Consider the following 13,377-nt stretch of genomic DNA (forward strand, 5'->3'; position numbering starts at 1 on the left):
TATGCGAGGCGTGGGAACCGTGTTGCTTGGCCGACTTGGACAAATCGCCCGCGACAACGGACTGGATCGTCTGGTGGCCGACGTCCTCACGGAGAACTACTTGATGCGCAAGGTGATGTCAGATGCCGGGTGGCCGTGCACCATACATGCTGACGGTTCCGAGCTACGGGTTGACGTCAACCTCGCGGAACTCGGGCAATGAATCGCGCTGCTAGTCAAATGCAGAGCCATCAAGGCGCCTTACGACCTCCGACATGGTGCGCCGCGGGGTCGACGGCAGCGGATCAGCATTCACTGGCGCCCAACCGATACGGAACAGAATCTGCGGATAATCGCCGGCGCCGAAGATAGTTGCTCGCGCCGCCTCCCGGGTTTGGGCGACTTCCAATGGCTCAGTGACCGGGCAACTCGCGAGGCCCAATGCTGTCGCCGTAAGCAACACCAGACTGGCAGCCTCACCGGCGCGCAGACGCGCCATTTGATCATCGTCGCTTGTCCCGAGCGCCACCACAATGGCGTTGTCGTCAGCCGATTCCGCATCGGGTGGCTGAGCCAGGGCCGTCCCGGCGAACACGCGGCCGGGCAACGCAGCGGTTGGATCAGATTTTGGTGTGTTCCGCGCGGGAACTCCGGCTTTCGAGCGGTACCGTCCGCTCCATGTGGTCAGCTCGCTCAAGTACTCGTAATCGGTTGCGTGCCGCCGTGCAGCCTGAGCCACCAGGTGCGAGATTTCGGTGACCGCCTCCACTCGGCGCAGCGTGACACCCGCGCGCGCAGCCCGAGCGCCCATCAGAGCTATGTCGCCGAGTGGCACCGGCCATGAGCTGTAGTGCCGGCGATCGGTGCGCCTCCGTGGAATCGCCGCCGCCAACGCAACGTCGACCTCGGCGGCCGTGCACCGGTGAAGTTCGATGGCGGCCAGGTGCCCATCGTCACCGGGATTGGGGAGACGGTGGATCTTTGTCTGCCAACCCAGAGCAGCCAAGCCGACGACGCAATGATTCAGCGACGCACCGCAACTGAGCAGTAGGTCCCGGTTGTCTGGGTCAGTGTTGGGCAGGCGTCGATCGTAGTCGGCAAAGAGGTGCACACTGCGTGGGCCGACCCGCCAGCGCCAGGGTTGGGAATTGTGGACCGACGGCGCGCGGGTCGCCAGCGACAGCGCCGTGCGAATCGTCTCCTTGTCCGGGAAATGTGCGCTCATGTGAACCACCATCCTTCTGCTCAACAACTGCTCCAGTCCTTCCACAATCGCCACGCCGAGACAGCGCTACTAGAGGCTCAAGTCCTCTGAAATGAGGATTTGATATCCCATGACCGAATCCGCCGGGGTTGAGGCCATCTTTTCGTCCGGACACCCCATCTCAGGGACGCCACAGAGTTTTTCAGGTCGGAGTAGCTAACAATCACGTCACGTCAGCTCTTGGCGATGCGCTCGTAGTTGGGCAGCGACGCTGATGTCCCACAGCGATACGACAGGCATGTCGCGCAACAAGACTTCGCAGCGCGGGCTCGCGACGGGCAGGCGAGCCATAAGGTGGTACGCCTTCGCTGCTGCACTCCTGATTGAGAGCGACTCACGCGGGACTCGCATCTTCGACGAATTCTGGTTTGGAGAGCTTGTCCGCGAGCTGGTCAAGCGCAGCCTGTAGTTTTTCCCTCTCGTCGGCCTCTGCACTCTTAACATCACGGTTGGCTTGCGGCCGCCTGGGAAGCACCACCTTTTCAACGTACGTGTTGGCGTTCTCGATCGCGGAGTCGATTCTTCCCAGCACGTCCTCAACTTCGGCAAGGACCTGCGACGGCGTCGAACTTGTCCGGGTGGGTTTCTGTTCCGATTATGTTGACCCCATGCCCTCGAACCGTCCCCTGTGTGGTGCTCATCGGAAGGCGTTGAGGCCGGTGATCGCGCGTCCGACGATCAGGGACTGAATGGAGTCGGTGCCCTCGTAGGTGTCGAACAGCTTCGATGTCGGCGTGGTGCCGGGCGACGTGGTGATCGAGCAGGATCCCGTTGCCGCCCAGGATATCCCGAGCCATCGCGCAGACCCGGCGGGCTCCGTCAACCGGTGTTCAGCTTGGCCAGCGGCGTGTTCGATCGACACCCGCCCCTTGGGCCTGCAGCTGCGACATCCTGGTGCACATCAATTAAATGCCGGTGATGTCGCTGAGCATGTCCGCGAGCTTGTCCTGGATCAGCTGGAACCGGGCCAGTGGACGGCCGAACTGCTCGCGTCGCAGCGAATAAGTGAGTGCGGGCTCATGGGCGGCGACCGCGTGGCCCAGAGCCTCCCAGGCCACGGTCTGCCGGGACTTGGCCAGCACATAGTTGGTGTCGTCCCAGGTCCGGGATTTCGCCAGACTGGCACCTGCGGGCACCCGCACCCGGTCCAGGCGGATCTGGGCCTGCCACACGCCGCGGTTCGCTTTACCCACGATCTTCCTGGCGTGATAGCCGGGGACCGGGTGCTGCGCGCCGTCCGGGTGTTCCACGACGAAAGCACCGACCTGGCCGTCATCGTCCCGGGCCCAGACGACCACCACGTCGGCGACCGTGCCGTTACCGATCCACCGCTTCTGCCCGTCCAGCACCCACTCGTCACCCTGGCGCCGCGCCCGCGTTTCCAACGCAACCACGTCGGAGCCGTGGTTGGGTTCGGTCAGCGCAAAGGCGCCGAGAATTTCACAGGTCGGATTCGGTGCGGACAATTGAGAATCGGACCGCGGTGACCCGCCTGAACGACGACAGATCGCCTACCTGCAGGTCGAGTGGAATGCCGTGGTCGCGGCGTCCGATCACGGCCATCCCGGCCCCTCAGGACGACACGGTGGTCGTGCCCCCGGTCGCACCCCGGTACTGCGGTAGTCCGCTTTCACGGAACCGGCGCCCGGTCATCTTCTCAGTCCTGATACGCACAAAATGATCACGCCGGCCGTCAACCCACGGCTGCAAGAACGTTCCCGACAGTTCTACCAACTCGTTCACATCGGTAATCGGCTGAGCGTGGCCGACGACAGTCACACTCCAGCCGGTGCGCAGGTCAGGATCCAACTCATCAGCCTCAAACGCCACGACGACGTTGTGGGCGGCGGCGGCCAGCTTGGCCCCACCGGCAACCCGGATCGCCAGGTCGTTGCGCCAGAGCCGGAAGTTCACCGGCTGCACCGCCGGCAGAGCGTCCTCGGTGAAAACCAGGCGACCCACCCGCACCCCTTGCAATAGATCCAGACACTGCCTGCGGTTGAGGTCCTCAAGTTCTTGGCCCTTCGACATTGTGATCAACCTCCTTGCGCCAGTGTGAGAGTCCCCACGGGGGTGGAGCGCCAGTGGCTCGCGCTGATGGCAGTTGAGCGTGCGATTGCCCGCTCGATGCCATTCGCGAGTTCGTCGACATCGGGTGCATCGTCTAAATCGCCGATGATGCCGAACACGAGGCTTACGTGACGGTCGGCGTGCTCGGCTTGGAGGAACCCCGCATTCAGCATTGTCAACTGCTCCATAAACACACTATCTGCCGTCTACAAGTATCGCGGAAGGGGCATAGGTCCCGAAGATGGAGGCCCAGTGACCCTGCCGTCACCGCGCGAACGGTCAGTCCCGGTCGGCGATCTTTCAGTGACCGACCAGTCGAGGGGCCTCTCCCCAGTACCAGCAGCACGCTGTCATTCCCACGCCATAGCACACGGCGCCGCTATCGGTGCCGCCGCGATCGGCCTTGCGACGACCGGTGGTGAAGTGGCAACGCAGATCGCTAGCGCGTCGGGCTGACCGACGCCAACGCCGTACCTAGCTCGCCCGACGACACCATCGTCGGCGTTCCTCGACGCGCTTCGCACGGGTGGAGCATTGACAGTCGCACGCTTGTCGCCCACCGGTCTCGCACTGGTGTGCGTCGACTGTGGCGACTCATGGCTGGCACCAAGACGGGTGAGCCAACCTGTATGTGGCGCGTGCTCAAGCTTCTCGCTTCTCGACGCTAAACCGGCAGCGGTCCCCCGCATCGCGCTTCGGATCGGCAGATCGTGAGGTGACGGGTAAGCCCGCCCGAGAACGACTTTCACGACCGCCTGGCAACGGCAGGTCGCCAGAGCCCGCACCTTCCGCTTCGGATACGAACGGGCTTTGGCCGCCGCCCAGGAAGCAGACATGTCCCTCGAAGTCGACGGCCTCGAGCTTTGAGGCCCCAACGAGTCCAATCTGACCGGTTCGCAGGCGCCTGAACAGCGTAAACAGTTCATCTTCGGCCCCTAAACCGCCTGCTTGCGGGAGTCATCAGCGGCCCCGAACAACGATGACGGGTGCGGGCGACGTGTGCACTACCGCGGAGGCCACTGAGCCCAGTTGAAGTCCGGCGAAACCTCCGCGTCCTCGGCTTCCGACCACTACGAGCTGCGAGTACCGAGCCTCGACGAACAGTGCATGTGCCGGGACGTCGCAGACAACGCGTCGGGCGACACGCACGTCGGGGTACCTCTCCCGCCACCCGGCGAGGCGTTCGGCCAGCAGGTTAGTGGCGTCGGTCTCGTAGTCGTACCACCCGCCGATGATGGGCAGAACGCCGACGTCGCTCCATGCGTATAGGGCCAGCAGGTCAGCGGACCGTCGCGCCGCCTCGTCGAAGGCAAGGGCGATCGCGCCTTCGGAGGCTGCCGTTCCGTCGACACCAAGCAGGACGGGGTGGCGATCGGGTGCGTTGCGGGTCTCGTCCAGCGGGATCACGGCAACCGGGCACTGCGCGTGATGGACCAGACCGGTGCTGACCGAACCCATCAACAGCCGACCGATGGGTCCTTGGCCACGGCTGCCGACGACGATGAGCTGTGCCCTGGCCGACATGTCGATGAGAGCGGGTAGAACGGGCGCCTCGAGGACGGTGGTTTGGACGTCGACGGCACGTAATTGGCCGTGCGCGGCTCGAAATGTCGCTTCGGCGGCCGCGACGACGGTGTTCGCGTTGTCCTTGTACCAGCGGTCTACCTTGGATCTGGCCGCCGCGTCGGCCAAGCTGCCTGGCATGGGTGTGATGGCGTGGACGAGCGCGACGGATGCATGGCGCAGAACACTCTCGCGGGCCGCCCATTCAACGGCGGCGTCGGAATGCGGCGAGCCGTCGACGGCGACGACGATCGGTTCGGGCTCCGTGTTGCGGTGCATGTCATGTCCTCCTTGATGTTTGGCTGAAGTTCTCATGATCTTGGGCTTCGGCCAGAACGATTTCGCCCGCACCTGGCCGGGGCGAGATGACGGCGCTCCTCATCACCGGACGTTGATACCTCGTTCTAGTCGGTGCGTCGCGATGATGAGCTCGCAGCAACTTCGTTGGTGGCGCCGGGTCGCACGTCACCCGACCCGACCGGTGCGCGTTCGGGTGTGTCGTGGACAGAGTCGTGCGGGGAGTCATTCAGCCGCCGTGGCTGAAGCGGGCGGCGCGGCGGTGGATGCGGTGTTCGCGCCCGCGGGTGCGTTGGGGCGTGCCCGCCAGATGCATCGGGTCGGCGTAGAACACCTTCTTCGTGATCTCGACGAGGATCAGATACGCGACGGTGAGCACCACCAGTGCGGTGAAGAACTGCCAAGGCAGCGTGGTGAAACCCAGGCTGTGCGCGATCGGGGAGACGGTGATCGCGATGCCAACGGCGACGACGGAGAAGGTGGCCGCGGTGATGACGAGGCCAGGTCGGCTCTGGATGAAGGGCACCCGTCTGGTGCGGATCGCGAAAATGATGAGTGTCTGGGTGGCAAGGGATTCCACGAACCATCCGGTGCGGAACTCAACCGGCCCGGCATGCAGGACACCGAGCATCAACCCGAAGGTCATGAAGTCGAACAGCGAGCTGATCGGGCCGAAGGTCAGCATGAACCGGCGAATGAAGGCGATGTTCCAGTGCGAGGGCGCGTGCAGCTGCTCGGCGTCGACGTTGTCGGTGGGGATCGCCAGTTGCGAGGAATCGTAGAGCAAGTTGTTGAGCAGGATTTGACTGGGCAACATCGGCAGGAATGACAGCACGGCCGACGCCGCGGCCGCGCTGAACATATTGCCGAAGTTGCTTGAGGTCCCCATGAGGACGTACTTGATGGTGTTGGCGAAGATGCGCCGGCCCTCTGCGACGCCTGCGGCGAGCACGCCGAGATCCTTTTCGAGCAGCACCACGTCGGCGGCGTCTTTGGCGACATCGGTAGCGGTGTCGACGGAGATCCCGACGTCGGCGGCATGTAGCGCCAGGGCGTCGTTGACGCCATCGCCGAGGAAGGCGACCGATCGGCCGGTGCGACGCAGCGAGACGACCAGCCGCGCCTTCTGTTCGGGTGAGATTCGGGCGAAGATGGTGTGGTTCTGCGCGGCATCGTCGAACGCGTCGTTGTCGAGCGCCTCCATCTCAGCGCCGATGATCGTGCCCTTGGATATCAAACCCAAGTCGCTGCAAACCTTTTCCGCGACGTGTGGATTGTCGCCGGTGGCGACCTTGACCGCGATGCCCAAGGCGGCCAGCTGTGTCAGCGAATCGCGTGCGGCGACTTTCGGCTCGTCGGCGAACACCAGAAAGCCCTCCAGGTGCAGGCCCTCCTCGTCGCCGGTCGCGATGGTCGTCATCCCGGGTGCCGCCCTACTGGCCACCGCCACCACACGCCGCCCGTCGGCGAACAGCGCAGTCAGCGTTCGCTGCGCCGCGTCGGGCACTGCTACGCACTTGGCCATCACCTGCTCGGGTGCGCCTTTCACCAGGAGCAGGCGGCCGCCGCCGTCATCGAGCACGCACGACATGGCGCGGCGGGTGTGATCGAACGGCAGCGTGGCGATGCGGTGGACGGTGCAGGTGATCAGACGGGCTGCGTCGGCACACCTCCACAGTGCAGAGTCCATCTCGTTGGCACTCACTGCACCGGAGTCGGAGTCCACGCCGGTGGCGAGCAGACCCGTCCTCAGCACCGTGTCTGCGTGGACGCCGTTGGGGTCGACGGCGTCCACGAGGGTGATGCGGCCCTCGGTCAGCGTGCCGGTCTTGTCGGTGACCAACACGTCGATGTCACCGAGGTCCTCGATGCACACCAGTCGTTTGACTAGCACTTTGAGCTTGGCCAGGCGCCGCGATCCGGTCGCCAGGCTGGTACTGACCACCGCGGGAAGCAATTGTGGGGTGATCCCCACGGCGATCGCGAGCGCGAACAACACCGAGTCGATGACCGGGCGGCCAAGCAGCAGGTTGGTGGCAAGGATGAGGATCGTCAGCGTCACTGCGACCCACAACAGCAGATAGGAGAATCGGCGCAATCCGGCCTGGAAGTCGGTCTCCGGCTGACGCACACCGAGGCCGGCGGCGATGCGGCCGAACTGGGCGTCGACGCCGCTGGCATAGATCACGCCGACCCCTTCGCCGGCGCTGACGATGGTGCCCATGAATGCCAGATCCGTCGAATCAGACAGTGCAGCAGCAGAATTCACTGGGCTTATTGACTTCTCCGATGCCGATGACTCGCCGGACAAGATGCCTTCGTTGCACTCCAGTTCGGTGACTTCGATCAATCGGACGTCGGCCGGCACGGTTTCGCCGAGTGCCAGCCGGATCACGTCCCCGGGCACCAGATCGGTGACGTCGACCTTTATGAAGTGCCCGTCGCGGCGCACCACGGCGCTGTGATGCACGCGCGAATGCAACGCCGCCGTCGCGCGTTCGGCGCGGTATTCGTTGACGAAACCGAGGCCGATGCTGGCTGCCAGGATGACGCCGATGATGATCGCTTGGGTGCTGTCGCCTAGGAAGAACGACGCGACGGCGGTGACCGCCAACAGTCCCAGCACCGCGCTGCGCAGCTGACGGCCCAGCACTGCGATCGCACTAACCCGATGCGTGCGAAGGGCGTTCGGACCGTATCGCGCCAAACGTGAAGCGGCCTGGGCGTGCGAGAGACCGTCGGGTGAGGTGTCCAGCCGGGCGAGCACCTCTTCAACCGGAGCCGAGGCCGCCCATCCCGCGCTCAGCGACGCCGGGGACACCGACGACGTGCCGGACACCTCTGAAGGGGGGTGATTGGTGATCACACAGCGCCTCCGTCAGATCGCTGTTTGGGATACGCCCATACGGTTGCGGACCAGGTGATGGACCAGGATCGGCACGAAAGTCTGCACCGGTGCATTGACGAACTGTTGAGCGGCCTCCTGATACCACCGTGCGATCGCCGCGGTGCGCTCAGGGTCGGCGCGCCCCTCGTGACGGGCCAACTGGGCAGCCACCTCGGTCACCGATCGGGCGACGACTTGTTCGGCCCGGTTGTCCGCCGGAGGGGTATCGCCGAGGTCTTTCGACGCGGCGTCGAGTTCCTGTCGGGCGACAGTCTCGGTGGCCTGCGGTGATATGACCCGCAGGGTGACGCGGCGACGGTCGTGGCCGATCAGGATGACGGTGGCCGGCTCGTCGGAGGTGAAGGCCTGCAGTTGGGCAGTCCCGCGCTCGATCTGCATCTGCGGCGGCGCCTGCGTCCACGCATTGCGGTGGTAGCCCACGACGGCCAGTTCGCCGAGCCGATCGGACAAGGCCTCGACCAATGCGGGCTGTTCGGCCGCCAACTCCACTGACCGCGGCCACCACGCGCCGTCGAGATACGCCGAGGCGGGCGCGTGGGACTTGAGCTGCAACCGCGACTCCGCTGCGTCGCTGCCGACCGCCCTGCTGGCTCCCAAACTATCCGTCATTGACTGGTTCCCTTCTGGTCGGAGGCTCCGGCGCGGACCGCCGCGCCGTTGACGCCGGCGTGGATGCCGCGTGTGATCATGGTGCCCATAGTGCCTGCGAGCAGTGCTGCGGTGTCGGTGAGCGCGCCGATGCTGGCCGGGTGTCCGGTGGCGGCGACGAACCGTCGGCAGGCTTCGATCTTCGGCTGCATCGATCCTGCAGGGAAGGTCATCGTGAGCAGCTGTTCCAGGTCGAGGTGGGCCTGCGGCGCGGCCTGCGGCGTCCCGAAGTCCCGCATCACCGCGGGAACATCGGTGAGGACGAGCAACCGGTCGGCGCCCACGACCACGGCGAGCAATGCCGCGACGTAGTCCTTGTCGACCACCGCTTCCACTCCGGTGAGCCGCCCGTCGGCGTCGGAGGTGACCGCGGCACCACCCCCGCCACCGCAGATCACCACGGTTCCCGCCGTGAAGAGATCGGCGATGACTCGTTGTTCGACGATGCGCCGCGGCTCCGGTGAGGCCACGACCCGCCGCCAGCATTGCCCATCCTTGGCGATGCGCCAGCCGTGTTCAGCCGCCAGGGCCCGCGCTTGTTCACGCGGATAGCTGCTGCCGACGAATTTGGTCGGCGTCGTGAACGACGGATCGGCCGGGTCGACCTCGGTTTGGGTGACGATGCTCAGAATCGACTTTCCGACGCCTGCGTTGTGCAGCGACTGGGCCAGCCAGTAGCCGATCATGCCCTGGGTTTGGGCAACCAGGTCATCCAGCGGGTAGGGCCGCGACAGGGCGGAGTCGTTTTCGCTTTCCAACGCGAGCATGCCGACCTGAGGCCCGTTGCCGTGGCAGATCAACAGTTCGTGCTCGTGCGCCAGCGGGGCAAGCACCTGGGCCGCAGTGTGCAGATGCCGCAATTGGACAGCGGCATCAGGCTTTTCGCCGCGCTGCAACAACGCATTACCTCCGAGGGCGACGACGATCCGCACGTCAACCCCCGTTGCTCAGCGCATGGGCGCCTACGGGAGAATCGACACCCGCGAACGCGTTGACCATGACGGCTTTGATGGTGTGCAGCCGGTTCTCGGCCTGATCGAACACGATCGAGGCCGGTGATTCGAAGACTTCGTCGGTGACCTCGGCTCCGTCGAGCCCGAACTGATCGTGTAGGCGGCGCCCGACGTCGGTGTCGGTGTTGTGCAACGAGGGCAGGCAGTGCAGGAACTTGGTGTCATCTCGTCCGGTGGACTTCATCAACGCTCCGGTCACCCGATACGGCAACAGCCCGGGAACCCTAGTGGCCCAGTCATCGTCGGACTCGCCCATGCTGACCCACACGTCGGTGTAGACGAAGTTGACGCCTTTCGCTGCGCGGGCGGCGTCGTCGGTGACCAGGACACGGGCACCACTGTCGATCGCCAAACTTCGTGCGGCGTCGACGACGTCGTCGGGCGGCCACAGTTCCCGGGGTGCCGCGATGCGAACATCCATGCCCAGTAGGGCGCCGGTGATCAGCAGCGAGCGGGCGACGTTGTTGTGACCGTCGCCCAGGAAGCAGTAGGCGATCTCCTCCAGCGGGCCGTCGTGGTGTTCGGTCATGGTCAGGATGTCGGCCAGCATCTGGGTGGGATGCCATTCGGTGGTCAACCCGTTCCAGACCGGAATGCCGGCATGGTCGGCCAACTGCTCGACGCTGGCCTGCGCGAAGCCGCGGAATTCGATTCCGTCGAACATGCGGCCAAGGACCCGGGCGGTGTCGGCGATCGATTCGCTGCTGCCGATGTGCGAGCCACTCGGGCCAAGGTAGGTGACATGCGCGCCCTGGTCGTAGGCGGCGACTTCAAACGCGCACATGGTGCGTGTAGAGGCCTTCTCGAAGACCAGCGCGATGTTCTTGCCCGCCAACTGCGGGACTTCGGTGCCCTGCGCTTTGACCCTCTTGAGCTGTCGGGCCAGATCCAGTAGGGACAGGAACTCTTTCTTGTCCAGCTCGAGTTCCTTGAGCAGCGAGCCGGGGTGGCGTCGGGTCGTCATGGGTCAGATCCCGTCGCGCTGGATCGGGCAGGTCATGCATCGGGCGCCCCCACGTGCTCGACCGAGTTCGCTGCCCGGGATCGGCAGGACCTTGATGCCGTGCTGCTCGAGCATCCGGTTGGTGACGGTGTTGCGTTCGTAGCCGATCACGACGCCGGGGGCCACGGCGAGGAAGTTGTTGGCGTCGTCCCACTGCTCGCGTTCGGCGGCGCGGGCGTCCTCGTCGGCGGCGAGGACGAGGACCTCGTCGACGCCGAGCGCATCGGCGATCGTGGCGAACAGGTCGTCTCGAGATTCGACGTGCAGCCCGCCGGTGTCGTGTCCGCTGACCTCCTCCGGGTCGGCCGGGGTGATCACCCAGGTGCGCAAGCCGGCCGGATCCAGGTCCGGGTAGCGCACGAAGGTGGCGGTATCGATCATCGTCAGCACGGTGTCCAGGTGCATGAAAGCCCGCGACTTGGGTAACTCCACGGCGATGACCTGGGTGGCGGCGCGGTGTCTGAACAGCTCGCGGGCCAAGATCTCCACTCCCATCGGGGTGGAGCGTTCGCCCATCCCGATCAGCACCGCGCCCCGGCCCAGGACGTGGATGTCGCCGCCCTCCAAGGTGGCGGGCTGATGGTCGTCGTCGTCATCACCGTAGAAGGTCGGGAACGCCGCGCCGGCGAACAACGGGTGGTATCGGTACACGGCGCGGGAATGAATCGACTCCCGTTGCCGGGCGGCTTTGGCCATCGGGTTGATGGAGACACCGCCATACACCCACGCCGAATTGTCGCGCTGGAACATGGTATTCGGTACCGGTGTCAGGATGAAGTCGTCCAGCGCGAGGGTCTGCCAACGCAGGCTGCCTGCGCGCACGGGGGACAGATCCGACTTGGTGATGCCACCGATGAGCAGATCGGCCAGCGCTTGGACGTCGACATCCTCAGCCATCGCGCGCACGGATGCCATCAGCGTGGGCCCGACCCGGCTGACACTGCAGACACGGTCGAGCACGAAGGCCTTCGCCTCTGGTACGGCGAGGGTCTCGGCGAACAGATCCAGGAAGTGATGGGCGATGACGCCCTGATCGCGCAGCACCTGGGTGAAGGTGTCGTGTTCTTCACGTGCCTTATCCGCCCACAGCACGTCATCGAACAGCAGCTCGTTGCAGTTACGCGGCGTCAGCCGGGTCAACTCCAGACCCGGGCGGTGCACGATCGCGCGCCGCAGCTGCCCGACCTCGGACTCCACGCCCAACATGTGTGTCATGACGAAATGACCTTTCGACTAAGACTGAACGCGGCACTGTTGTGCCGCGGGTAGCGCTCACGCTCGGTGAGGGGCGCGGGGCCAATCACGTTCGGCACCTGCACGTTCCGCACCTGCATTACTCATCGCTGCGCCCGTCAGCCGCGAACGACGAGAACCGAGCAACGATTGTGCAGCTTGCGCGTCTGGCGGTGCGGTCCCACGATCGCGGGTGTGTGCGGCATCGTCGGCACCCAAGACGACCAGCTGGACGGAAAGCTCGCCGTGCTCGGCGTGGAACCCCGTCACGTCAGTCGGGACCGTAACCGGATAGATGTGCACCTGAGGGCGACGTTTCCGCCAGGACGCAACCCGATGGTCGAGCTCATCGAAGTGGATTCCTTGGTGGTCGCGACGCGAGACACCCAGGGCGACGATGGGTGCACGACGCAGATGCGCTTCATCGAGCGCGAAGTCGACGACGGCCCGGTGTCGGGAGGTGTTGTCGACGACCGCGACGATCCCGTCTATTGCCGACGTCGGTGTCAAGTGGGAAGCTCGGATGACGGCAACGGAACTGTGGGCGTGCTCGGCCACCGTAGCAGCGATCGAACCGAGCGTGTGCGGGCACACCGGTGCGATACCCGTTGAGCCGACACACAGCATCGTCGCGTGCTCCGATTCCCTGATCAGGGTCGGACCGATTTCACCCCAGAGGACTTGGGTTTGGACCGAAATCGGCTTGCCGGCGTCCCGGACGGGGTTGGCGGCGGCACGTAGGGCCACCCTGCCGTATTCGGTCTCCGGCCAGTCCCTGGCGATTTCGGCTGGTCCCTCGTCGAGATCGGTGTCTTCGTCGTCTAGGGCGATGACGTGCGCCAAGCGTCGAGGCGCACCTCGGCTCACGGCTTCGTCTTCCGCCCAGAGCGCCGCATCGATGGCGGCTTGCGAGCCGTCGATCCCCACGACGATCGGGGCGGTGGATGCTTGCGGTGTCATGGACGAGTTTCCCTCCGGGTGGCTCGCGCCGCTGTTAGGCGGAGTCAGCACGCCGGCGTTGGGGAGCTGGCCGGTCTCGAATTCTGCCGAGAGTCTCACGCGACGAGCGCTTCTGGGGTGGGGTCGGCAGGAGGCAGCTCTGGGGAGAATTCCACCGGCTCGCTCGTCTCGCCGAGACGCTGACGGCGCGCGTTCAAGAATGCGTACAGGATCAGGCCCGCCAGGATGACGACGAGCCCTTGGTAAACGACCTGGTACCCGGCGGCGAACGTCACCCACATCGAGAACACGACGCCCGTTCCGGCCACCGCGAGGTCGCGCGCCAGCCGCCAGCCCTGAACCCGTCGGCGACGGGAGACCAGGTAGGTGAGTTGGGCAAGCGCGGAGAAGAGGTACGCGATGGCCACGGTCATCACGGTGAGGTTCACCAGGTAGGTGA

General features: G+C 65.2%; 13 protein-coding genes and 2 pseudogenes. 1 reads left to right on the forward strand and 14 read right to left on the reverse strand.

Going from position 1 to position 13,377, the window contains the following annotated elements:
- Positions 1 to 202 (forward strand): annotated as a pseudogene (locus QOI01_RS08360) (GNAT family N-acetyltransferase); the annotation flags it as partial.
- A gap of 9 nt (positions 203 to 211) precedes the next feature.
- Here QOI01_RS08360 and QOI01_RS08365 read toward each other — a convergent pair.
- The 14 genes and pseudogenes from QOI01_RS08365 to QOI01_RS08430 form a co-directional block, all read right to left on the reverse strand.
- Positions 212 to 1,204: an Acg family FMN-binding oxidoreductase gene (locus tag QOI01_RS08365; protein ID WP_526379834.1), complete on the reverse strand. Its 993-nt coding sequence runs from the start codon at positions 1,202 to 1,204 to the stop codon at positions 212 to 214.
- Positions 1,205 to 1,577: 373 nt separating this feature from the next.
- On the reverse strand, positions 1,578 to 1,775 hold the full coding sequence (locus tag QOI01_RS08370; protein ID WP_526379813.1) for a hypothetical protein: 198 nt from the start codon (positions 1,773 to 1,775) through the stop codon (positions 1,578 to 1,580).
- A gap of 105 nt (positions 1,776 to 1,880) precedes the next feature.
- The gene (locus tag QOI01_RS08375; RefSeq protein ID WP_526379815.1) at positions 1,881 to 2,105 is read right to left on the reverse strand and encodes a hypothetical protein; all 225 of its coding nucleotides are present in this window, start codon (positions 2,103 to 2,105) and stop codon (positions 1,881 to 1,883) included.
- Between the two features lie 43 nt (positions 2,106 to 2,148).
- Positions 2,149 to 2,709 (reverse strand): acyl-CoA dehydrogenase family protein, encoded by a 561-nt coding sequence (locus QOI01_RS08380; RefSeq protein ID WP_526379817.1) that lies wholly within the window; start codon positions 2,707 to 2,709, stop codon positions 2,149 to 2,151.
- A gap of 106 nt (positions 2,710 to 2,815) precedes the next feature.
- Positions 2,816 to 3,274, reverse strand: coding sequence for a pyridoxamine 5'-phosphate oxidase family protein (locus QOI01_RS08385; RefSeq protein WP_526379819.1), 459 nt, complete (start codon positions 3,272 to 3,274; stop codon positions 2,816 to 2,818).
- A 5-nt stretch (positions 3,275 to 3,279) separates the two neighbouring features.
- A complete protein-coding gene (locus QOI01_RS08390) occupies positions 3,280 to 3,501 on the reverse strand; it encodes a hypothetical protein (RefSeq protein ID WP_526379821.1) in 222 nt (73 codons plus the stop codon).
- Positions 3,502 to 4,273: 772 nt separating this feature from the next.
- Positions 4,274 to 5,155, reverse strand: coding sequence for a universal stress protein (locus tag QOI01_RS08395; RefSeq protein WP_526379823.1), 882 nt, complete (start codon positions 5,153 to 5,155; stop codon positions 4,274 to 4,276).
- A gap of 247 nt (positions 5,156 to 5,402) precedes the next feature.
- On the reverse strand, positions 5,403 to 8,012 hold the full coding sequence (mgtA, locus tag QOI01_RS08400) for a magnesium-translocating P-type ATPase (RefSeq protein WP_526379836.1): 2,610 nt from the start codon (positions 8,010 to 8,012) through the stop codon (positions 5,403 to 5,405).
- A 39-nt stretch (positions 8,013 to 8,051) separates the two neighbouring features.
- On the reverse strand, positions 8,052 to 8,690 hold the full coding sequence (locus tag QOI01_RS08405; protein WP_526379825.1) for a DUF5994 family protein: 639 nt from the start codon (positions 8,688 to 8,690) through the stop codon (positions 8,052 to 8,054).
- Positions 8,687 to 9,661, reverse strand: a complete 975-nt coding sequence (locus QOI01_RS08410; protein ID WP_526379826.1) for a carbamate kinase — start codon at positions 9,659 to 9,661, stop codon at positions 8,687 to 8,689. The genes QOI01_RS08405 and QOI01_RS08410 overlap by 4 nt, the downstream gene beginning before the upstream one ends.
- Position 9,662: 1 nt before the next feature.
- The gene (gene argF / locus QOI01_RS08415; RefSeq protein ID WP_526379828.1) at positions 9,663 to 10,706 is read right to left on the reverse strand and encodes an ornithine carbamoyltransferase; all 1,044 of its coding nucleotides are present in this window, start codon (positions 10,704 to 10,706) and stop codon (positions 9,663 to 9,665) included.
- A gap of 3 nt (positions 10,707 to 10,709) precedes the next feature.
- Positions 10,710 to 11,960, reverse strand: a complete 1,251-nt coding sequence (locus QOI01_RS08420; RefSeq protein WP_526379830.1) for an arginine deiminase — start codon at positions 11,958 to 11,960, stop codon at positions 10,710 to 10,712.
- A 57-nt stretch (positions 11,961 to 12,017) separates the two neighbouring features.
- Complete coding sequence (locus QOI01_RS08425; RefSeq protein WP_526379832.1) at positions 12,018 to 12,938, reverse strand: universal stress protein; 921 nt, start codon at positions 12,936 to 12,938, stop codon at positions 12,018 to 12,020.
- 95 nt (positions 12,939 to 13,033) lie between these two features.
- Positions 13,034 to 13,377 (reverse strand): annotated as a pseudogene (locus QOI01_RS08430) (hypothetical protein); the annotation flags it as partial.

The sequence above is a fragment of the Mycobacterium sp. genome (assembly GCF_032162605.1).
Lineage (GTDB): Bacteria > Actinomycetota > Actinomycetes > Mycobacteriales > Mycobacteriaceae > Mycobacterium.

Excerpts from the sequence above, each read along its gene's own strand:
- QOI01_RS08365 (WP_526379834.1), bottom strand. The coding sequence starts at position 1,204 with ATGAGCGCACATTTCCCGGACAAGGAGACGATTCGCACGGCGCTGTCG.
- QOI01_RS08385 (WP_526379819.1), bottom strand. The coding sequence starts at position 3,274 with ATGTCGAAGGGCCAAGAACTTGAGGACCTCAACCGCAGGCAGTGTCTG.
- QOI01_RS08390 (WP_526379821.1), bottom strand. The coding sequence starts at position 3,501 with ATGGAGCAGTTGACAATGCTGAATGCGGGGTTCCTCCAAGCCGAGCAC.
- QOI01_RS08395 (WP_526379823.1), bottom strand. The coding sequence starts at position 5,155 with ATGCACCGCAACACGGAGCCCGAACCGATCGTCGTCGCCGTCGACGGC.
- QOI01_RS08405 (WP_526379825.1), bottom strand. The coding sequence starts at position 8,690 with ATGACGGATAGTTTGGGAGCCAGCAGGGCGGTCGGCAGCGACGCAGCG.
- argF (WP_526379828.1), bottom strand. The coding sequence starts at position 10,706 with ATGACGACCCGACGCCACCCCGGCTCGCTGCTCAAGGAACTCGAGCTG.
- QOI01_RS08420 (WP_526379830.1), bottom strand. The coding sequence starts at position 11,960 with ATGACACACATGTTGGGCGTGGAGTCCGAGGTCGGGCAGCTGCGGCGC.
- QOI01_RS08425 (WP_526379832.1), bottom strand. The coding sequence starts at position 12,938 with ATGACACCGCAAGCATCCACCGCCCCGATCGTCGTGGGGATCGACGGC.